Here is a 20381-nt window from a genome sequence, read left to right as displayed (position 1 = left end):
ATACTATAAATATGATGCTAAAACATTCGCTATTCTCGCTAAAAACCAATCCCATCTACTAATTTTCTCAAAATCTTCTTCAGAAAATCGTTTTGATTTATGAAAGTCTAACTGTAATCGACTCCATACTTCATCAACAACTGTTTTATCATATATGATACAGTTAGACTCACAATTTAAATAAAAACTTCTATTATCAAAATTCGCTGTCCCAATATCAACAATTTCTCCATCAATAATTGTTACTTTCCCATGAAAAAATCCATTTCGATATTGATAAATCTCCGCTCCAGCATGTAACATATCTTTCAAATATGGATAGGCAGCTTGTTTTAACAATATGGCATCACTTTTAAATGGCACGAGAATTTTCACATTAACACCACGATTTAATGCAGCTTTTAACTCTTTCACCATTTCTTTACTTGGTACAAAATATGGTGTAGCGATAATTAAAGACTTTTTAGCCTTTTTTAAAAGTGCCCCATATTTTTCCCATAAGCCTTTTCCATTTGAAAATAAATATTGATATTTCACATTCCCTAATGTAGGTATACTTTCATGTATAGGCATTTTTTCTCCTGTATCTTCTTTCCAATCTTCGGCGAACTTTCTTTCCATATCCGCTGCACCCTCACCATGGATGCGCACGTGATAATCACGCCATGGCCCAAACTTTGGATTTTGTCCAAGGTACTCCTTTCCGATATTAAAACCACCGACGTATGATACCTTTCCATCTATCGTAACAATACGTCTATGATTCCGTTGATGCAAAGAATAGAACACATTTTTCAGTTTCGGTTTTTTACTAAATGTAAACTTCACACCGTTTTCCTTTAATCGGCTAATTACCTTTTTCTTCAGCTTATATCCACCTATCCGATCGACTGACAATTTCACTTCTACTCCGCTAGATGCTTTTTTCTCTAATAACTGTAAAAACTCTTGGCTTATTTCATCTTTTCCTACAATATAAAAATGGATATATATATACTTTTCTGCATCGTTTATATCCTCAAATAATTTTCTATATAACTCTTCACCGTTCGTATATAATTGAAATTCACCTAATCGAACTTGTCCTAATTCATATTCACTAGCCATTTCCTTCCCCATTTCCACATCGATGTTCATCCAAATGAATACACCTATTAAACAAAGGATTATAGCGAAAAAGTGCTTCATGGATAAATTCCTTTCTCCACTTACTGTTATTTCTATATCTTCCCTTTTTTATTACATTATCATTCAAGAAAATATGTCATTGCATGATATATGTCCATATCAAACAATAGCTCATTTGCATATTGTATGTTGTATCTTAAAATAAAAGGAGGAAATAACAATGGGCTTCGCACATGGTAATGGATTTGCGCTATTAGTCGTATTATTTATCCTCTTAATCATCGTCGGTGCTGCTTGCTTCTGCTAAGTAGCTACTGTCATATGATATGTGGATGAAAAAACTATAAAAGCGGACACCTATTTTTAGGTGTCCGCTTTTCATTTTAAAACCATTTCCGACTGCTATAGTAACTTAAATGGCTAAATATTCATCTCAAAAGGTTAACAATGTGGCTACTTTCTTACTCTCTGCCTTACGTATATGACGCTGTTCTGCACGTAACACAGCAATACGATGTAATTCTTTCTCTTCTTCTGTTTCAGGGATAACACGCGGTACTGGAACTGGATTATTTTCCTTACTAAGTGCCACAAAAGTAACGAATGACGTTGCCGCTATACGCTTCTCACCTGAAATTAAATCTTCAGCTACTACCTTCACAAACACTTCCATCGAAGTTCTTCCCGTCCAAATTACGAAAGATTCATAACTAACACAATCTGAAGAACGAACAGGATGTAAGAAATCGACCCAGTCCATAGATGCTGTGACACATTCCTTTCTCGAATGTCTGGATGCTGAAATAGAAGCAACCATATCCATCTCCGCTAATATCTTCCCACCAAATAGCGTGTTATGATCATTTAAATCTGTTGGGAATACTCGGCTCGTTTTGAACACCCTTGACTCATTGGCTGTTTTCCCCTTTACTTCTGTCATTGTTATCACCCCTTTAATGATTTATCCCTAATATTTCAATAATCACTATACTAAATGAACTACACGTTTAATATTAACAACATTCAGAACTTTTAGTCCACAAAAAAGAACCGATTTTATCAATCGGCTCCTCTAAATACATATTGTTCTTTCGGCTGTTCAACTTTATTCCATTTTGTTACTTCTAATACAGGAATATTCGCATGAAACGGCTGATAAAACTCAGTAGTTATCTCTCCTTCTACTTGAATCCAGTCATCATTATTCCACTCTACGCCTTCTGGCTTTTTCACTAACATACCATACACACCAGAATCTGCTACGCAATGTATAATACCGAAACGGAATAAGAAGTATTGTTCTTTTTTAGAAGAATCATCCCTAAAAACAAACCCTTTAAAAGATAATTTTTTCCCAGTAAACTCGCCAGGATAATTATAAATTGTTTCCATACCCTTTAGGAAGTCTTCATCTTTCAAATTAATATTGTCTTTCGTAACAAACTCTTTCTTCCCTTTTTCCATTACACCACGGTATCCTTCTTTCCCGTAATAAATGCTCGTATCAGGTCTTAGAAATTGTCTTGTCATAAATGGATCCTTACTTTCTGCTTGTGCAACAGGAAAGTGAAATCCTTTCGCTTTAACAATATCCGAATCTAACGTCGCAATTGGGAAAAATAACCCTGAGATAATTGGAAAACAAAACAAGGAGTACGAAAATGCTTTTTTCCACCATGTATTCTCATCTTTTGAATGATCATGTCCGCAATGACCATGGTCACAACTGCAATCATTTTTCTCTTTTTCCTTTTGGTGCTCTTTTTGGAAAACGACGATAATTTGTATAATCGTTAAGAAACCTAAAATAATTGCTGCTGTTGTTGATAAATAGGCATACTTCATATTGATATACTTCGTAATGTTACCGGAAATATGAAGCTGCGCAATTAATATTGTAAAACCTAATAATATATATGCTCGAAACATAACCTACCACCCCATCGCATAAATGAGTAGTGAGCTTGCATAAACAACAAGAGTAACTGTAACTATAACAACAATTACAAATTTAGTTTTAAATGTCGCAAGCATCATAAACATATTTTTAATATCCACCATCGGTCCGTAAACGAGGAACGCGACAAGTGAAGCTGTTGAAAACGTACTTTGGAACGAAGAAGCGATAAATGCATCTGCCTCTGAACAAAGTGATAATATATAAGCAAGTCCCATCATAACAGCTGATGAAGAAAACGGACCTTGTCCAATAGCAAGAAGTGTTGAAGTTTGTACAAACGTTTGTACCGCTGCTGCAATTAACGCACCTAGTACTAAATATTTTCCCATTGAGAAGAATTCCTCAACAGCGTGTGTACATACATCCCACATTTTTTTACGCAGTGGACGCTTATTATTCACTTCTGGGAAGTGATCATCTCTTAATTGATGTTCTTTAAACATAAAGGATAATATAATTCCAACGATAATGGCTACGATAATCGCTACAATAGAACGATACCATACCATGTGCATACTACTCCCAAAGGCAACATAAGTAGCAAATAATACAACTGGATTAATAATAGGTCCAGTTAACATAAATGCAATCCCTGCGTATGGTGGAACGCCTTTTCCAATTAATCGTCTTACAATCGGAACAATTCCACATTCACAACCTGGAAACAACATACCTAAAAAAGTAGCTAATAAAACAGACAGAAATCGGTTCTTCGGCATCCATTTTGCCACCATATCTTCTGTCACGAACATTTGAATGAATCCTGAAATAAATACACCAATGAGCACGAAAGGAAGTGCTTCGATCAATATGGAGATAAAAATTGTATTCATTTGCAGGAATGCTTTCGGTAATTGAAACAATTCCATGATGTATTTCCTCCAACTTTTCATTAACAATATGTAATTTTAACCCCATTTCATTAATTGAACAAGGTTTATATGGCATACATACCCTTTATATACATTACATTGTACAAGTTATATTCTATTCAAAATTTGAGATTTCATAGCAAAAAAGCTGCTCTAGCGTAGTTATATAACTATGCTAGAGCAGCTTTCTTATCGTTAAAAGTAACGTTTCTTCCAAAAAACAAAAGCTAACGTGAAAGATAGTGTTACACATATGATGAGTACAATTACAAAACCGTGGGCTTCCCCTTCAAACGGAACCTTTACGTTCATTCCAAAGAAACTAGAAACCATCGTCGGTAAAGATAAAATGATCGTAATTGACGTTAACAGTTTCATAACACTATTTAAATTATTTGATATAACGGAGCTAAAAGTATTCATCATTCCACTTAAAATGTGACTATATATTTCCGCCATTTCAATAGCCTGTTTATTTTCAATTAATACATCTTCTAATAAATCTTGATCGTCTTCATACATTTTTAAAAATGTACTATTACGCATTAACTTTTGAATTACAATTTTATTAGCCTTTAATGACGTTGTAAAGTATACTAAACTTTTCTCAAGGCCTAACAATGTGAAAATCTCTTTATTTTTCATTGACTGATTTAATTGATGCTCTAAATCAATTGTTTTTCGATTTATTTGCTTTAAGTATCTTAAATAATAAGTAGAAATCGTATATAAGAGCTGAAGTGCAAAGCGCGTCTTCTTAAACGTATAAAATTCTTTAATACGTTGATTAATAAAACGTTCAAAAATTGGATTCTCTTCTAAGCAGATTGTAACAAAACAATCCGGCATCACAATCATACCTATTGGAATCGTGTCATAAATCGAATTTCCTTCTTCATCATGTCTAACTGTCGGAATATCCACGATAATTAAAGTATTATTGTCTTCCTTTTCAATACGAGAGCGTTCTTCATCATCCAAAGGGTCTTTAATGAAATCTAAGTCTACATTTAAAGTTTGTACTAGATATTGAATTTCTTCTTCTGTTGGATGAAGTACATTAATCCAGCACCCCTTTTGCATTTCCTCAATCTCTTGTAGTTTTCCGTTTCGGTCTGTTAAATATATATTTAACATACTATCACCCCGATTCTTTTTACATGTAGGAATCTACCTCTCTTAAATCACAGTTTTTAAACCGCCATTCTCAGCATATGAAACATACGTTTAAATTTCAATAGAAAAATTATTTTGAAAACGTTTTTATAAGAAAAATATTATAAAGTGAAACTTTAATCAGTGGGGGGCTTCATCCTCACCAATTATTAGCCCTTACAAATCGGGCTTTTACGGGTTATCCGCCCCCAACCAAACTTCTTTTTTTCGCTGAATTTTGAGGTGAGGGTCTCACTGCCCGTTAAAGCGGGATAAACATAGAAAAAGACAGAGTGCTCTCTGCCTTAAAAGCTTATGTTGCCTTTATAACATATTTAGAAAGCATCCACAAGTTAAACCCGACTGAAATCGTATAGCCCGCGTATGTTGAAATGATAAAACTTACATAATCGAAATACGGAAGCAATACAATATTTAAAACTATCTTCACAATAATTCCAATCACTAGTCCTAGCACCGTCTTCTGCTGTTGATTGATTCCTTGTAGCATAGCAGCCGTTACTGTAAAAAGAGAAAATAGTATGCAAGCAGGAGCATAATACTGTAAAATGATTCTCCCCATCTCTGGATCATTTCCAGCACCGAATAAAAGAGTATATACAGGTTTGGCTAACACCATCATTCCAATTGCCGCCGGTACCGTAATTGCTACTACTAATACATTTGTTCTCGTAAAATGTTTGTACAATAGCTTCGTATTTCCTGCTGTGTAAGCTTTCGTCATCTCTGGTACGAGAGACATACTAAAAGCTGTCGCAACGGATACCGGGATAAGCACAACCATTTGAACAAGACCAATTATCGCATTAATTTTTTCCGCTTCTCCTTGCATATACCCTATTTGTATAAGTAGTTTATTAATTGTAAATGTATCAATCGTCTGATACAACGGAATTGCTAAGCCCACCACAACAAAAGGAATAGAATATGTAAAGAGCTCCTTATACAATGAGAAAAAAGATTTCGTTGTTTGTGGTATACTTTCCATCTCTTTTTTCTTTAAGTGCCTTCTCCTTCTTATATAATACGCACTTAAAACAGTTAATCCACCTACAGCTCCCATAAATGCACCGAACGTTGAAATACCAACTGCTAGCGAAACAGAAGCTTTTAAAACATATAAAACGACAAAGCTTCCTATTAAAATGGTTAAAACCCGAAAAAATTGCTCTACAACTACACTTAATGCAGAAGGCCCCATCGATTGGAATCCTTGAAAGAAGCCCCTTAATAAACTCATTACTGGCACAAGTATTAACGCAAAACTTACAATTCGAATATTAGTAGTAACCGCTCCTACACTATTCCCCGTTTGATCATTCCCATCGATGACAAGTTTAGCTAAATGCGGAGCTAGCATATATAACGTAAAACACGAAATGACTCCCATTATAAACATAAACACGATTCCACTTTTCAACACTCTCTTAACCGTATGATAATCATTCAGTTGATCATATTTTGATACCATCTTTGAAACAGCTAGCGGTAATCCCATTGTTGCTATACTGAGCATGATGGTATAAGGACGATATGCATATGTGTATAGAACGTAACCACTCGTACCGACCATCGCTGTAAATGGTATAACATATATAAACCCTAACATTTTTGATATCATCGTTGCCATCGTTAAAAATATCGTTCCACGTATAAACGGTGACCCTTTCATCACATTCCTCCGCTACGCTTTATTATTACACATTATGGACAACTCCTTTTCTTTAGAACCGAAACAAACAAAAAAAGCCAATGAAAAATCATTGACTTTAACGCGCTGCTTTTTTCTTTTTGAAATACTTTAAACCAAAGTATAGAGCAATAAAAAGAACAGCTCCTATAATTATGTAATGTGTGTAATCAGATGCATACTCTTTAATTTGTCGCCAATTCCCACCAAGTTTTTCACCTAAGTATATAAATAGAATTGACCATGGAATGATCGCTACAACCGTATAAAGTGTAAATAGTTTTAATGGCATCTTAGCTAGCCCTGCTGGAATAGAGATCGCATGACGTACTACTGGGATAAAGCGCGCAGAAAATATTACGCCTGCTCCATAACGCTTAAACCAACCTTCCGCTATGTCTAAATGATGTTTATTAATAAGTAGATATTTCCCATATTTCTCTACAACCGGACGCCCTCCGTAGTATCCAAGCCAGTATAAAAAGATTTGCGCTAAAGTACCACCAATCGTTCCGGCGATAACTGCACCCACAAAACTAATTTTACCATTCGCTACTAAAAAGCCAGCATACGAAAGTACAATTTCACTCGGGATTACTTCAATCATTAAAGCAAGAGCTACTCCAAAGTAACCTAAGCTTGCAAAAAATTGCAATAACTGATCTATTATGTTTGCTAACATGTTCTTTTTTATCTCCTTTTTTCTTCACATACCATCCCATTATTACATAAAGGCTGCAATCTGCCAATATCTTCATTTTAACAATATGTACAATTCAAGCAGGATTAATCTATTAATTTCTCTTTCTGCGGGTCCTTCATGTAGGCAAACATCTCTTTAATTTGGTCTTCTGTATTTCTAGCAATTGATAAATTAGGCAATTCATTTTCACCAAAAAACTCCACCTCTTCTGTTTCAATACTAGTTTTCTTTTCTCCACCAATAATCTCGCATCCAATGAAAATCTTATATACATGCGTCGCCGATGGAGAGGGTTGATGTTTTTCTTTATCAAATATAGCTAGTAACTTAAAATGATCTACCTCATAACCAGTCTCTTCGAAAACCTCTTTTGCTGCAACTTCGGTTGGCGTATAACCGACATCAGCCCATCCACCTGGCAATGCCCATTTCCCATCGCTTTTTTCTTTCACAAATAATAACTTTTCATTTTGAAAAACAACCGCTCTTATATCAACTTTAGGTGTTTGATAGCCTGTCTCACGTGCAAATAATTTCTCTACGACTTCCCAATCTGTTTTCGTGTAATGTGACATCATTGAAATAGAAATATCTCGTAATTGCTGGAAACGCTCAATATCATACACATCCTTAGAATACGTTAAACCCGCTTGAGCTATAGATTGTATTTGTTTTACCCAATCAATCCATTTAATCGTCATATATCCGCATCCCCATTCTCTATCAAATATATTACTTCATTTTTATTGATACATCTTTATTATACAAAAAAAAGAGATTGATAACGTTTCAATCTCTTTCAAAATTAATCTAATTCATGTAAGTGGTCTTGTATATACTTTCTTCTTTTATTTATATATTCATAAATCATATCAGCCTCTTGATCAAATGTTTCTAATTTTTCTTTCATGTATGGATCTTGTAGTAAATATGGGCGAATCAATTCACACAACCCTTCTACTTTCGGCCTCATAAACGAAACTGTGAATTGATTTTCTAATATTTCTTCCAAAATACTTCGATACTGCTTTCTAAATACAGGTATGTCTAGCAATCTTGCACTTAACGTATTATACCCTTGAATGCGAATATATTCATGATTAAGTGGTCTCCCTTGTACATCTCGCCCCCAAGTCGCATCATAATCCCACGGTATAACTTCAAATAAATTTGTTTCATCGTTATGATATAGTGCATAGTTATGAACGAAACCATCAAAGTTTTGCGTAAAAATAACTCCTGCTAACCATCGTAAATATTTATCTACATGTAGAAACTTCCCAATTTCTTTTTCATAGGCTTCCCTCGTCAAAGTATTCGCTTGAAATACAAATTCACTCAGTTGTTCTTCACTATTTTTATTCGAATATTTAAATTCATAACCCGCAAAGAGCTCTGTCTTAACATCTTTATCTCGTTCACTCATTAATGAAAAATTCGCATCATCATCTATCGCATAATAAATAGAACCACTCGGTAATCCTCTATTTTTCAAAAAATTTTCATCAACCGATTCTAACTGTAAATACACACCTTGAATTTGACCATTAATTTTTATAAATACATGTTGTGATTTTGGCGAAAGTACACCAATATCATGAAAAAAATCTAAAGATAATTTATTTCGTATGAGAGACGGATCCATAAACTCCGAATTCAAATGAAACTCTTTCGCACCTTGAAATTTTTTAGGCTTATAAAACATAACATGATAAGACTTTTTCTCAAATTCGCGAATATGAGCTCCTCGGTATACGATATCAATATCATACTTCTTTTTTCCATAAGTTAATTTTGCTGGCACTGGACTATCTGACCAAATGTCCTTTTTCAATTCCACTAAGTACATTGGATGAACAAAAAAATCATATGAAGGCAGCATGTTTTCTCATCCCTTCTCAGTTCTCTTCATTCAATGTATGCGCCTTGTCTTGTCCATACATCCGCAATCATCTATTTATATAAAATTACACTCTTGTCCTGTTCAGAAAGATGCCTACATACATATCATGTTAAGGAAAAAGAATACCTTTTCACTTTAATACATGATAAGGAGGATTTCTATGAAACGTGATATTAGAAAAGCTGTTGAAGAAATCAAAAGTGCTGGGATGGAGGATTTCTTACACCAAGATCCAAGTACTTTTGAATGCGATGATGATAAATTCACTCATCATCATTGTACAACTGGATGTAAATGTACAACTGGGGGTAAATGTCCAAGAACAAGATGTACTCGCGTGAAACATTGTACGTTCGTTACAAAATGTACGCACGTAAAAAAATGGACATTTGTTACGAAATGTACACGTGTACGTGTTCAAAAATGGACGTTCGTTACGAAAGTAACGCGTAGAAAAGAATGCGTATTAGTTACAAAACGTACTCGCAGAAAACATTGTACATTCATTACAAAATGCATACGCTTTGAAAAGAAATTTTTCTGGACAAAACGAAGTTTCTGTAAAAAATGCGAATTCTTCCCTAACAGACACGGTCACTCTTGCGATGATTCATGTGATCATGGTAAAGACTGTCACGATAGCGGGCACAAATGGAATGATTGCAAAGGCGGACATAAATTCCCATCTTGCAAAAATAAGAAATTCGATCACTTCTGGTATAAAAAACGTAACTGCTAGTTTTTATACCACCCAAAAAAGGCCGTTTTGCGGCCTTTTTTACATTTATTGAAAGTGACTTATATCTGCAAATTGTTTCACTTTACCAATACCCTCTTCAAATTCTATTATGCTCAAACTGGCACTATGCATAAATGGATCATCCCACACATTTTCTATTTCAATTCCCGCGAAATGCCCTACAAGTAATTTTGCTGCTGCCGCATGAGAAACAATCAATATGTTTTGTCCTTTATGCTTCTCTAAAAGAAGCTGCATCCCTTCAATTACTCTTTCATAAACGGCCTCAAAATTTTCGCCTGATGTTGACTGAAAAAGATGTGGCTCATTCCAAAACAGATGCACTTCTTCTGGAAATTGGTTTTCTATATCCGCGATTGTTTGTCCTTCCCATATACCCATGTTGATTTCATAGAAATGCTCATCCGCTATAATGGGTATATCACGTTCCCCCTTTATTAACTCTGCCGTATGAAGTGTTCTTTCGCTCGGACTACTATAGATCGCATGGATTGGTAAATCTTTCATTCGATTCCCTAATTGTTTCGCCTGAACTATACCATTTTCAGTTAAAGCAGAATTTTTCCGTCCCTGCATTCGCTTCGCTACATTCCACTCTGTTTCACCATGCCTTGTTACATATATAGTTGTTTTCATTTCTTACTCCCCCTCACCATGTTGGTCGTAATTCCCACGGTTCAACTCTCCCTACAATCCACTCCGCTCGTTTACTTTCAATCCCTTTTATAACTCCATCAGCTATCTCTTCATGAGTAAGCCATCTTCCATATGTATCTTCTAAAATAAAACCTAAAATAATTCTATGATAAATACATCGCGTACTCCCTATTTTTTGTGCAGGCATACGTGATGCTTTACTACCTAAAATATGAAATAAACTATATGTTTTAGACGACAAATCTAGTTCTTTACAAATATTTGATAGTACATGCTTTGCACTTGTGTGTACCCATGCAACAACTAATGTGATTGGGCCATTTTTCTCAATTGTACTTTTAATAGCTAGCTTTACATCTTCATCATTATGATAATCTAACGAAAGGCATGTAATATTTTCTGGTGCAGAACTCATTCGCTTAACATTTTCTAATTTCACTTCATCTCGCCCGATAATAGAAACATAAAATCCTTTCTCACAAAACCACATAGAAACTTTCTTTAGCATTCCTGTTCCACCAATTACAAGTGCATGCAAATGCTATCCCTCCCTAATAAAATGTCATATGAGGTTTCTCATCTCTATAATAATTTAAACGGTCTTGCAGTGTCCCTGAGTGAAACTCAAATTTATGACCGTCAGGATCAACAAAGTATATAGATTCGCAATCTCTTACATCACGTTCTCTTCCTTGTAAAATATGAACATCATTTTCTTCTAATCGCTGTATTAGACATTTAAAGTCTTCTTGTTCAACAGAAAATGCAATGTGCGTATAAGATTGATGAATCTCATTTCTCGAAATATGCGTCTCTTCATTAAGCGCTATCCATACTCCACATATGTTAAAATAAGCCAATTTTCTTCCTTTAACTAATAATTCTCCTTCTAATACTTTTTCATAAAACATAATAGAGTTTTCTAAATTAGATACCGAAAAACAAATATGATTGATTCCCCTTAACAACTATAATTCCTCCTTATACAAATAAAAGATGAGCGAAAATTCACTCACCTTTTATTATACTATTTTTTTGTAATATATGCCCATTTATAACTGAAGTCCCCGCCAAACGTATGGTTAGCAATGCCTTTTACAAACGGCTTCTCTAAATAAGCTGTACTTTGTTGGTACGTAGGAGAAATTGCTGCGTCTTGACCAATTAAGATTTTTTCAGCTTCCGCAAGTGCATTCCAGCGTGCTTTATCATCTTTTAATAGCTCTCCTTTTGATTTCGCTACTAAATCATCATACTTCGGATTAGAATAATCCATTTCATTAAATGAGCTTCCAGTAACAAACATATCAATATAAGTCATTGGATCCGGATAATCAGGGCTCCATGCAGATAATGAGAATTCGTATTGGAATTTCTTTTCTAAATCTAGCTTCTGCTTGTATGGTTGCTGTTTCAAATTTACTTTAATACCAGGCAAGTTTTTCTCTAGTTCTTCCTTAATAAAGTCGCCTACTTTTTTCCGGCTACCGTTATCATCGTTTAGTAATTCAACCGTAATTGTATCTTGACCAAGCTCTTTCTTCGCTTCTTCCCATAATTTTTTTGCTTTCTCTGCATTATCTTTACTATCACGGAAGTTTTTATTTACAGAGCGGAAATCTTTTCCATCCGGACCTGTCGTGAATTTTTCAGGTACTAAGAAATATGCTGGCAATGAACCGTCATTTAAAATGACATCAGCAATTCCTTTTTTATCGTATGCTAAATCAATCGCTTCACGTACTTTTTGGTTTTTAAATGTTGCATTTTTTTGGTTAAAACGTAAGAAATATATGCGTGGATCTAACTTCGTTTTAAATTCATCTGGCTTATTCTTTTTATATTTATCAACAAATTCAGAAGTTAAAATAACTCGATCTGCTTGATCACTATCATATAAATTTACTCCCGTGCTTGTTTCCTTCACAATACTTACATTAATTTCGTCTAATTTTACAGTATCTTTATCCCAATAATTAGGATTTTTCTTCAACTGATAATTTTGTTCATGTTTCCATTGACTCATTGTAAATGGTCCATTATATACTAATTTATCTGCTTCTAATCCGTATTTATCTCCTTGCTCTTTCACATATTTTTCATTTAATGGGAAAAATGTAGGGAACGACGTAAGCTCAAGAAAATAAGGTGCTGGTTGCTCTAATTCTACTACCAACGTTTTATCATCCTTCGCTTTAACACCCAATTGATCTGCTGGTAATTCACCTTTATTTACTTTCTGTGCATTTTTCACATCAAATAAAATGAATGCATATTCTGCCGCTAATGCTTTATCTAATGTACGTTGCCATGCATATACAAAATCTTGTGCTCGAACTGGATCACCATTTGACCATTTCGCATCACGTAATTCAAATGTATATGTCTTTTTATCTTCACTAATCTTCACATCTTTTGCCATACCTGGTGTTGGTTTATTATCTTTATCTAGACGATATAAACCTTCCATTGCATTTACAAATACACGGAAAGATACAGAATCCGTTGATTTAGATGTATCCATTGAAGGAATTTCAGCTGTTTCTAGCAAATTTAAAACTTGTTTATCGGCCATTCCCTTATTCGATTCTTTCTTCGTTGTCGAAGCCTTCTCACCATTCCCACATCCTGCAACCAATACACTTGTCGTTAACGCAAGTGCAGCAATTGTTGTTGTCTTTCTCTTCATTCTTCCTTCCCCCAATCTATATGTATAAGTTAAATCCTATATAATATATTTCATTATACAAAAGATTCTGATTATTTTAAATATTTATTTTAACAAACATAGAAAAAAGCGATCGGAAATTTCTTTCCAGCCGCTTTCTTGAATAGCATTTACTTGTAATCCATCCTCTATATCAAATGGATTTTGAACTTTAAATATTTCTTCCATCAGCTTCAAAAACTCTTCTTCAGTTTTAGATTCACCATTAACCATAAGTGAGTATGGTTCCACTTCACCTAATTTATAATCGACAACAAATTGAATCTTCACCTTTTGTCTTGGCGTTCCGGTGTTATATCCTTGGAATTCTACTAATTCTAACCCTTCCGTTCCACGATAATATATCCAACCTGAATTTTGAAAATAATTTTCGAAAGATTCACCTATTGAAAAGAAAGGATATTCATAAAGCGAGCTTGTACGAACCTTTTGAATAACGTCTCGATCAGTCGGAAAAAAGAAATGACTAAAAAATATGCTAGCAACTGCTAAAATAGTAACAATTGTCGCTCCCATTTTGCTCGTTCCGCCGCTATCATTGATTAGATAGTTTTCAACTGATTTATCTTTTATTTCTCTTGCTTTTATTCGGTATATACGTCTTTCCGCAAATTGATAGTATAATCCATTTGCAAAAATCCCCATTCCAAACAGAATAAAAATGAGTAATAAAAACGTAAGAGGCACCATATTAATGATTGGCAACGCTACATTAAATCCCATATAATACGAAAATGCATCACACGCTACTAATAACAACATAAATAAAGCAGCTGGTACATAATACTTACGATATCCTAGCCAGCCTATATTGAAAATAGCAGCCCAACCATTCCAGCTCCACCTAGCAATCCGCTTATTCTCAAGATCCCATTTCCTTTTGTAATACGGATATTGTCTCCCTACATATACTTCCAGTTCTTTATCTATTAACGAGCTACCTTCCTCTTGTTCATTATCCAAGTTTCGCTGACAACTTGCACAATTTAACTGTTCCTCCTCGCAAGGTTGCCCACAATTTATACATTTCAAAACAATCCCTCTTCCCATCCATACGTCATTTCAAAATACCTTCGTGTTTTAATAACCACTCTTTCCTCCATAAACCACCAGCATATCCAACAAGCTTTCCACTCTTTCCTATTACACGGTGACATGGAACAATTATTGAAATTGGATTCCGACTATTTGCCCCTCCTATTGCCCGTACAGCTTTTATATTTCCAACTTTCTCTGCAATATCTAAATATGAAGCACTTACGCCGTATGGAATAGTATAAAGTGCATCCCATACATTTTTTTGAAATGCTGTTCCCTCCGCAGACAGCGGGACCGTAAACTCTTTTCTTTTCCCTTTAAAATATTCATCTAACTCATTTATACATTGTTCTATCATTTCATTTTTATTTTCTTCTTGTCGTTCATCAACAAATATAACAGACGTAATTCCTTCTTGATTCGCTGTAATTTCAAGCAAACCTAATTCGCTTTCATAATAAGCCTGGTACATATGCCATCCTCCAATTTAGTTCATATTAGTCATTGTAACACGAATATACAAAATTTTTCGTATAAGCGTTTTATTAGAGAAACAAAAAAGAGAATGGTAAAATATAAGAAAATTCAATCAAGGAGGCTATTTGATGAATTCCAAGCTTTTTTCACCTTATACAATTAAGAACGTTACACTAAAAAATCGTATCGTTATGTCGCCTATGTGTATGTATTCCTCGGGGAATGAGGATGGCAGCGTTACGAATTTTCATCTCATTCATTATGGAACTCGCGCTGCTGGCCAAGTAGGTTTAGTTATGCTTGAAGCAACTGCGGTGTTAGCTGAAGGACGAATTTCTAACAAAGACTTAGGTATTTGGGATGACAACCTAATTGAAGGCTTACATAAAACGACTACTTTTATACATGATAACGGCGCAAAAGCTGCCATTCAACTCGCTCACGCCGGAAGAAAAGCAGAATTAGAAACAGATGCGTTAGCTCCTTCAGCCATTCCATTTAATGAAACAATGAAAATGCCAATAGAAATGAGCAAACACCAAATTAAAAATACTGTATTAGCTTTTCAGCAAGCTGCAGTACGATCAAAACAAGCTGGATTTGATGTTATTGAAATACATGGCGCTCACGGTTACCTTATCAATGAATTCCTATCACCACTTACTAATAAACGGACGGATGAATACGGCGGCTCACCTGAAAACTGCTATCGTTTCTTACGCGAAATCATTGACTCGATAAATGAAGTTTGGAACGGACCGTTATTTGTCCGTATTTCAGCAAATGATTATCATCCTGAAGGGTTAACAGTTCAAGATTATGTTCAGTATACAAAATGGATGAAAGAACAAGGAGTAGATTTAATCGATTGTAGCTCTGGAGCTGTTGTCCCTGCACACATCGATGTTTATCCTGGGTATCAAGTACAATATGCTAAACATATTAAAGAGCATGCTAACATTGCAACTGGTGCAGTTGGATTAATTACGACCGGAGTACAAGCAGAGCAAATTTTAAACAATAACGAAGCTGATTTAATTTTCATCGGACGTGAGTTACTTCGCAATCCGTACTTCCCGAGAATAGCGGCCAATGAACTTGGCTTTGAATTGCAAGAACCATATCAATACAAGCGAGCGCCAGGGAAAATTCATACGAATAAATAAAACCGAGAAGTCATTCTTCTCGGTTTTATTTATTCTATCGTTGTAATTTCATTTGAATTATAAGTATGGATACCCGATTCTTCTCGCAGCGCGGTTATATACATCCCTTTCGCCACATCTTTAGCTGAAATTGGTTTATACTTTTTGAAAGCCCCTTTAAAGATAAAAGGAATAATACGAGATAACTTTTCAGCCATTTGTTCGCCGAAACGAAATTCTTGTCGATTTCCTACTAATAATGATGGTCTAAAAATGTGAATACCACCGATCACTAACTTTTGCAATTCTTCTTCCATTTTCCCTTTCACTTGTGAATAAAAGAAAAATGATTTAGGATTCGCTCCCATAGAAGACACGACAAGGAAATTTTGTACCCCTTGTTTTTCAGCTAAACAAGCAGCTCGTAACGTATATTCATAATCTACTTTTTTAAAATTTGCTTTTGTTTTTGCTTTTTTTATTGTTGTTCCTAAGCAACTAAAAACATCATCCACAGCAAAGAACTCTTTATATTCCTCTAATACCGAAAAATCAACTTGTTTCTGCTGTAACTTCTCATGTTGCAATTGCATTGGCTCTCTTACAAAAATAGTAACCGAATCGTAGTAATCTGATTCAAGTAATAGACGCGTTATCTCTTGTCCAACTAAACCACTTGCACCAAGTATTAACGCTGTTCGCTTATTCATATATACATATACCTCTTATTTTACTTTTCTCTCCTTCAGTAAAATACAACCTTTAGGAGTTTCCTGCTCTTATTTTACCACAAGTAAAACACTATGCGTACGCATAGTGCTTTACTCACTCTTTTTTCTCATTTCTCTCTTGTAATTTCGTTATTGTTGTAGCGTCCCCTAAATTACTTATTAATCTTCTTAAAAAAATTAATACGAAAGATAATGGCAATACTACCGCTAATATTAATAAAATAGCTTCCATTAAGTAACCCAAGCGCTCATCCCCCTCTTTACCTCCTTTTCAATATATGAAAACAGCGTTGTCACATATGCATGCATTTGCAAAAATAATACACCTATATTTGACAACTTTATAACAAAAACAAATCGGAATGATTATTATTTATTGCAACTTTATTAAAGATGTATTATACTAAGTTCGCAAACTAAAACGTAATTATTCCGTTTTGTATTAAAATGATATTTTTCTTCTATAATTGGGGAAAATATATCCGTAAAAAAGAAAAGAGGAGAACTTCATGCCTAAAAGATTGACTATATTTTCATTCTTACTTATTTTTACCTTAATTTTCGCTGGCTGCTCAAATAAAAAAGAAAGTAATGCCAAGAAAGATGGAAAGCTAACAGTTTATACAACGATTTTCCCACTTGCTGATTTCGCAAAGAAAATTGGTGGCGACTATGTAAATGTTGAAGCAATTTACCCACCTGGTGCAGATTCACATACATTTGAACCAAGTCAAAAACAAACAGTACAAGTTGCAAAAGCCGATTTATTTGTTTATAACGGCGCTGAATTAGAACCATTTGCTGAAAAAATGGAAAAAACATTACAAAAAGAAAATGTTAAAATTGTAAATGCATCTAAAGGTATTGAGCTTCGTGCTTCTACTGAAGAAGAGCATCATGATCATGGAGATGGCCATAAAGAAGATGAACATCATCACGATAAAGACCCACATGTTTGGTTAGATCCTACTCTAGCAATGAAACAAGCAGAAAAAATTAAAAATGCACTTGTAGAATTACAACCTGAACATAAAAAAGAATTCGAAAAAAACTTTGCAGCACTTCAAACTAAATTTACTGATTTAGACGATGGATTTAAGGCAGCTGTAGCGAACGCAAAAACGAAAGAAATTTTAGTTTCTCATGCTGCCTATGGTTACTGGGAACAACGATACGGCCTAAAACAAATTCCTATCGCTGGAATTTCAGCTTCTGATGAACCATCTCAAAAGCAGCTTGCTGACATTACAAAAACAGTAAAAGAACATAATCTAAAATATATTTTATTCGAAACGTTCTCTACTCCAAAAGTAGCATCCGTAATTCAAAAAGAAACTGGTACAAAAGTTTTACGCTTAAATCACTTAGCTACTATTTCTGAAGATGATGCAAAAAATAATAAAGATTACTTCACTTTAATGGAAGAAAACGTAAATACATTGAAAGAAGCAACAAACTAATCCATTATATTTTCTAGGCAGCTGAATCTGTTATTCAGCTGCCTTTTTATGTATTTATCCTTGACTTGACCAAAATAACAAGTAAAATTATCCATATTAGCTTGAAAGCTATATTAATTTAGAAGGTGAGTTGGAATTATGAATCTTCACATTTGTGAAGTAACAGCAAAAAATTGGCGTTCAGTAGTTGCTTTAGACGTCGCAAAAGATCAGCAACAATTTATTGAAAGTAACGCGTTTTCTTTAGCAGAATCATTATATGAAGGAAACGGAACGTCAGTAGGTTTATATGATGGCGAAACACTTGTAGGATACGCAATGTATGGATGGTATTCAGTAAAACATAAAAGTGTATGGCTCGATCGCTTTATGATTGACCAACAATATCAAGGAAAAGGATACGCAAAACGTTTCCTTCGCTTACTTATTCAAGTCTTACAAGAAAAATTTGAATGTAAAATAATTTACTTAAGTTTACATCCAGACAACAAACTTGCAATGGGACTGTATGAATCATTTGGTTTCCGCTTAAATGGGGATATTGATGATGAAGGTCCAGTTGTAGGTGTTGTAATGGAGTTACTAATAGACGAAAATACAAGCCTGTGAAAACAGGCTTTTTATTATACAGTCATCAATTTTTAGTTTCTTTCCCTTATTTAATTCTGTTTTGCAATCTAATAGAATGCTCATAAAAAATAAGCCTACAATTTACGCAGACTTATTTCACACACTCCTCGAAATGTTCTTGGAACCACTCTTTATTAATATCTCTTCCGATAAAAACTACTTCACTTACTCGCTCTTCGCCCTCTTGCCACTCTCTATCGTACGAAGCAGCAAATAACGTATGTACACCTTGGAAAACGATACGTTTATCTACTCCGTCTATCGATAAAATTCCTTTGTAACGATATAAATATTCCCCTAGCTCTTGCACGACAGCTGACATCCACTCATTAAGCTTTTGTAAATCCAGCGGACGTTCTTCACGTAATACAAATGATTTCACACCTTCTAAGTGGTTATGTTCTTTATGAGGGTAAATTTGCAACGTATCTTTCGTTTTAAACGTTTGGATTTGTAATAAAGATGGTATATCTACCTCACAGTTAGTCGCCTCAATTAACTTTGCAGTCGGGTTAATTCCTTGAATTTCATGCAAGAGATTTTCTTTCTCATTCTCTTCAATTAAATCTAATTTATTTACTAAAACAACATCAGCAAACGCAATTTGCTCTTTTGCTTCTAATCCTTTTTCAAAATGTTTATGTATATGATAACTATCTACCACCGTTACAACACCGTTAATTTGGTAAGCAGATTGGATGACTGGATCTAAAAAGAATGTTTGAATAATCGGGCCTGGATTTGCAAGGCCAGTCGTTTCAATTACTAAACCATCAAAATCCATTTTCCCTTCTGCTTTTACGTCCAATAACTGTTTTAAAGCAACAAGTAAGTCTTCACGTACAGTACAGCATAAACAGCCATTTGTCATTTCCATAATTTCTTCTTCCACATTCATAATCAACTGATTATCAATGCCAATTTTCCCTATTTCATTTACAATCACCGCTAATTTCTTACCGTGATTTTCTGATAAAATACGATTTAATAATGTCGTTTTCCCCGATCCAAGAAAACCAGTTAATATTGTTACTGGAATCATTTCGTACATCTCCTTATAGCTATATGTTTCTACATTATAACATATGAACACTCCCCCACTTAACAAAGTTTGAAGTGGGGGTTTCTAACGTTTCGACCTAACGGACGATTAACGTCAGGGGAGTTAACACATTAGCGAGCTGTTTCACGCCTAACCCCTCTATCCCATTTGTCCATGCATTTGGGATTACTTTTCGTAAAATGTTAGCCGCAGCATTTACATCTGCATTAATTAAAGTTTTATTTGCTGAACGATATATGCCGCGCTTTATTCGTTTTCCT

Annotated in this window: 23 protein-coding genes and 1 pseudogene; 5 read left to right on the top strand and 19 right to left on the bottom strand. The window is 34.6% G+C overall.

The genetic code is table 11. The annotated features are described in order from the left end of the window. Window positions 1-3: 3 nt before the first annotated feature. Complete coding sequence (gene cls / locus DN404_RS19060; protein WP_149215335.1) at window positions 4-1188, bottom strand: cardiolipin synthase; 1185 nt, start codon at window positions 1186-1188, stop codon at window positions 4-6. A 160-nt stretch (window positions 1189-1348) separates the two neighbouring features. Here cls and DN404_RS19055 point away from each other — a divergent pair, with 160 nt between their 5' ends. After that, window positions 1349-1435, top strand: a complete 87-nt coding sequence (locus DN404_RS19055; protein ID WP_000505094.1) for a YjcZ family sporulation protein — start codon at window positions 1349-1351, stop codon at window positions 1433-1435. A gap of 126 nt (window positions 1436-1561) precedes the next feature. On the opposite strand, the gene DN404_RS19050 is transcribed toward DN404_RS19055, so the two are convergent. From DN404_RS19050 to cotH, 8 genes are all read right to left on the bottom strand, one after another. Continuing rightward, the gene (locus DN404_RS19050) at window positions 1562-2068 is read right to left on the bottom strand and encodes an acyl-CoA thioesterase (RefSeq protein WP_000141164.1); all 507 of its coding nucleotides are present in this window, start codon (window positions 2066-2068) and stop codon (window positions 1562-1564) included. Between the two features lie 119 nt (window positions 2069-2187). Next, window positions 2188-3057 (bottom strand): TIGR03943 family putative permease subunit, encoded by an 870-nt coding sequence (locus tag DN404_RS19045; RefSeq protein ID WP_084064636.1) that lies wholly within the window; start codon window positions 3055-3057, stop codon window positions 2188-2190. Between the two features lie 3 nt (window positions 3058-3060). Next, complete coding sequence (locus tag DN404_RS19040; protein WP_000418716.1) at window positions 3061-3957, bottom strand: permease; 897 nt, start codon at window positions 3955-3957, stop codon at window positions 3061-3063. 198 nt (window positions 3958-4155) lie between these two features. Then, window positions 4156-5097, bottom strand: coding sequence for a magnesium transporter CorA family protein (locus DN404_RS19035; protein WP_000932389.1), 942 nt, complete (start codon window positions 5095-5097; stop codon window positions 4156-4158). Window positions 5098-5428: 331 nt separating this feature from the next. Further along, window positions 5429-6808, bottom strand: coding sequence for a putative polysaccharide biosynthesis protein (locus DN404_RS19030; protein WP_000678845.1), 1380 nt, complete (start codon window positions 6806-6808; stop codon window positions 5429-5431). Between the two features lie 97 nt (window positions 6809-6905). Then, window positions 6906-7508, bottom strand: a complete 603-nt coding sequence (gene uptA / locus DN404_RS19025) for an undecaprenyl phosphate transporter UptA (RefSeq protein ID WP_000880691.1) — start codon at window positions 7506-7508, stop codon at window positions 6906-6908. Between the two features lie 104 nt (window positions 7509-7612). Then, on the bottom strand, window positions 7613-8230 hold the full coding sequence (locus DN404_RS19020; protein WP_000153583.1) for an NUDIX hydrolase N-terminal domain-containing protein: 618 nt from the start codon (window positions 8228-8230) through the stop codon (window positions 7613-7615). Window positions 8231-8334: 104 nt separating this feature from the next. Then, on the bottom strand, window positions 8335-9411 hold the full coding sequence (gene cotH / locus DN404_RS19015) for a spore coat protein CotH (protein WP_000938001.1): 1077 nt from the start codon (window positions 9409-9411) through the stop codon (window positions 8335-8337). A gap of 181 nt (window positions 9412-9592) precedes the next feature. Between cotH and exsB the strand changes: the two genes are divergently transcribed. Further along, window positions 9593-10171: an exosporium protein ExsB gene (exsB, locus tag DN404_RS19010; protein WP_000817498.1), complete on the top strand. Its 579-nt coding sequence runs from the start codon at window positions 9593-9595 to the stop codon at window positions 10169-10171. A gap of 45 nt (window positions 10172-10216) precedes the next feature. On the opposite strand, the gene DN404_RS19005 is transcribed toward exsB, so the two are convergent. The 6 genes from DN404_RS19005 to DN404_RS18980 all read right to left on the bottom strand — a co-directional run bounded on the left by DN404_RS19005 (window position 10217) and on the right by DN404_RS18980 (window position 15087). Further along, window positions 10217-10828 (bottom strand): phosphoserine phosphatase 1, encoded by a 612-nt coding sequence (locus tag DN404_RS19005; RefSeq protein ID WP_000858832.1) that lies wholly within the window; start codon window positions 10826-10828, stop codon window positions 10217-10219. Window positions 10829-10841: 13 nt separating this feature from the next. Then, window positions 10842-11387: a short-chain dehydrogenase gene (locus tag DN404_RS19000; protein ID WP_000543106.1), complete on the bottom strand. Its 546-nt coding sequence runs from the start codon at window positions 11385-11387 to the stop codon at window positions 10842-10844. Between the two features lie 13 nt (window positions 11388-11400). Continuing rightward, entirely contained in the window at window positions 11401-11817 is a 417-nt protein-coding gene (gene fosB / locus DN404_RS18995) for a FosBx1 family fosfomycin resistance bacillithiol transferase (RefSeq protein ID WP_000943774.1), read from the bottom strand. A gap of 59 nt (window positions 11818-11876) precedes the next feature. Beyond that, window positions 11877-13538: a peptide ABC transporter substrate-binding protein gene (locus DN404_RS18990; protein ID WP_000824278.1), complete on the bottom strand. Its 1662-nt coding sequence runs from the start codon at window positions 13536-13538 to the stop codon at window positions 11877-11879. Window positions 13539-13622: 84 nt separating this feature from the next. Further along, a complete protein-coding gene (locus DN404_RS18985) occupies window positions 13623-14627 on the bottom strand; it encodes a DUF2628 domain-containing protein (RefSeq protein ID WP_002023926.1) in 1005 nt (334 codons plus the stop codon). Between the two features lie 7 nt (window positions 14628-14634). Beyond that, window positions 14635-15087, bottom strand: a complete 453-nt coding sequence (locus DN404_RS18980; RefSeq protein WP_000283907.1) for a methylated-DNA--[protein]-cysteine S-methyltransferase — start codon at window positions 15085-15087, stop codon at window positions 14635-14637. A 133-nt stretch (window positions 15088-15220) separates the two neighbouring features. Between DN404_RS18980 and namA the strand changes: the two genes are divergently transcribed. After that, window positions 15221-16258, top strand: coding sequence for an NADPH dehydrogenase NamA (namA, locus tag DN404_RS18975; RefSeq protein ID WP_149215334.1), 1038 nt, complete (start codon window positions 15221-15223; stop codon window positions 16256-16258). A 29-nt stretch (window positions 16259-16287) separates the two neighbouring features. Here namA and DN404_RS18970 read toward each other — a convergent pair whose 3' ends face one another. Next, window positions 16288-16947 (bottom strand): oxidoreductase, encoded by a 660-nt coding sequence (locus tag DN404_RS18970; RefSeq protein ID WP_001042735.1) that lies wholly within the window; start codon window positions 16945-16947, stop codon window positions 16288-16290. 115 nt (window positions 16948-17062) lie between these two features. Then, window positions 17063-17212 (bottom strand): hypothetical protein, encoded by a 150-nt coding sequence (locus DN404_RS30605; protein ID WP_000540933.1) that lies wholly within the window; start codon window positions 17210-17212, stop codon window positions 17063-17065. A gap of 265 nt (window positions 17213-17477) precedes the next feature. Here DN404_RS30605 and DN404_RS18965 point away from each other — a divergent pair, with 265 nt between their 5' ends. Both DN404_RS18965 and DN404_RS18960 read left to right on the top strand, forming a co-directional pair. Beyond that, window positions 17478-18428 (top strand): metal ABC transporter substrate-binding protein, encoded by a 951-nt coding sequence (locus tag DN404_RS18965; protein ID WP_001126148.1) that lies wholly within the window; start codon window positions 17478-17480, stop codon window positions 18426-18428. Between the two features lie 138 nt (window positions 18429-18566). Beyond that, window positions 18567-19037 carry a GNAT family N-acetyltransferase gene (locus tag DN404_RS18960; protein ID WP_149215333.1) on the top strand — a complete coding sequence of 157 codons (471 nt, stop codon included), beginning with the start codon at window positions 18567-18569 and terminating at the stop codon, window positions 19035-19037. A 112-nt stretch (window positions 19038-19149) separates the two neighbouring features. Here the strand turns inward: DN404_RS18960 and DN404_RS18955 are convergent, their stop codons facing one another. Both DN404_RS18955 and DN404_RS18950 read right to left on the bottom strand, forming a co-directional pair. Continuing rightward, window positions 19150-20100, bottom strand: coding sequence for a CobW family GTP-binding protein (locus DN404_RS18955; RefSeq protein ID WP_000613418.1), 951 nt, complete (start codon window positions 20098-20100; stop codon window positions 19150-19152). 97 nt (window positions 20101-20197) lie between these two features. Continuing rightward, window positions 20198-20381 (bottom strand): annotated as a pseudogene (locus DN404_RS18950) (RNA-guided endonuclease InsQ/TnpB family protein); the annotation flags it as partial.

Origin of the sequence: Bacillus sp. TE8-1, from assembly GCF_008368855.1 — a bacterium.
GTDB lineage: Bacteria > Bacillota > Bacilli > Bacillales > Bacillaceae_G > Bacillus_A > Bacillus_A cereus.
The sequence above is the reverse complement of the archived record's forward strand: the minus strand, read 5'-3'. Positions and strand labels throughout refer to the sequence as shown.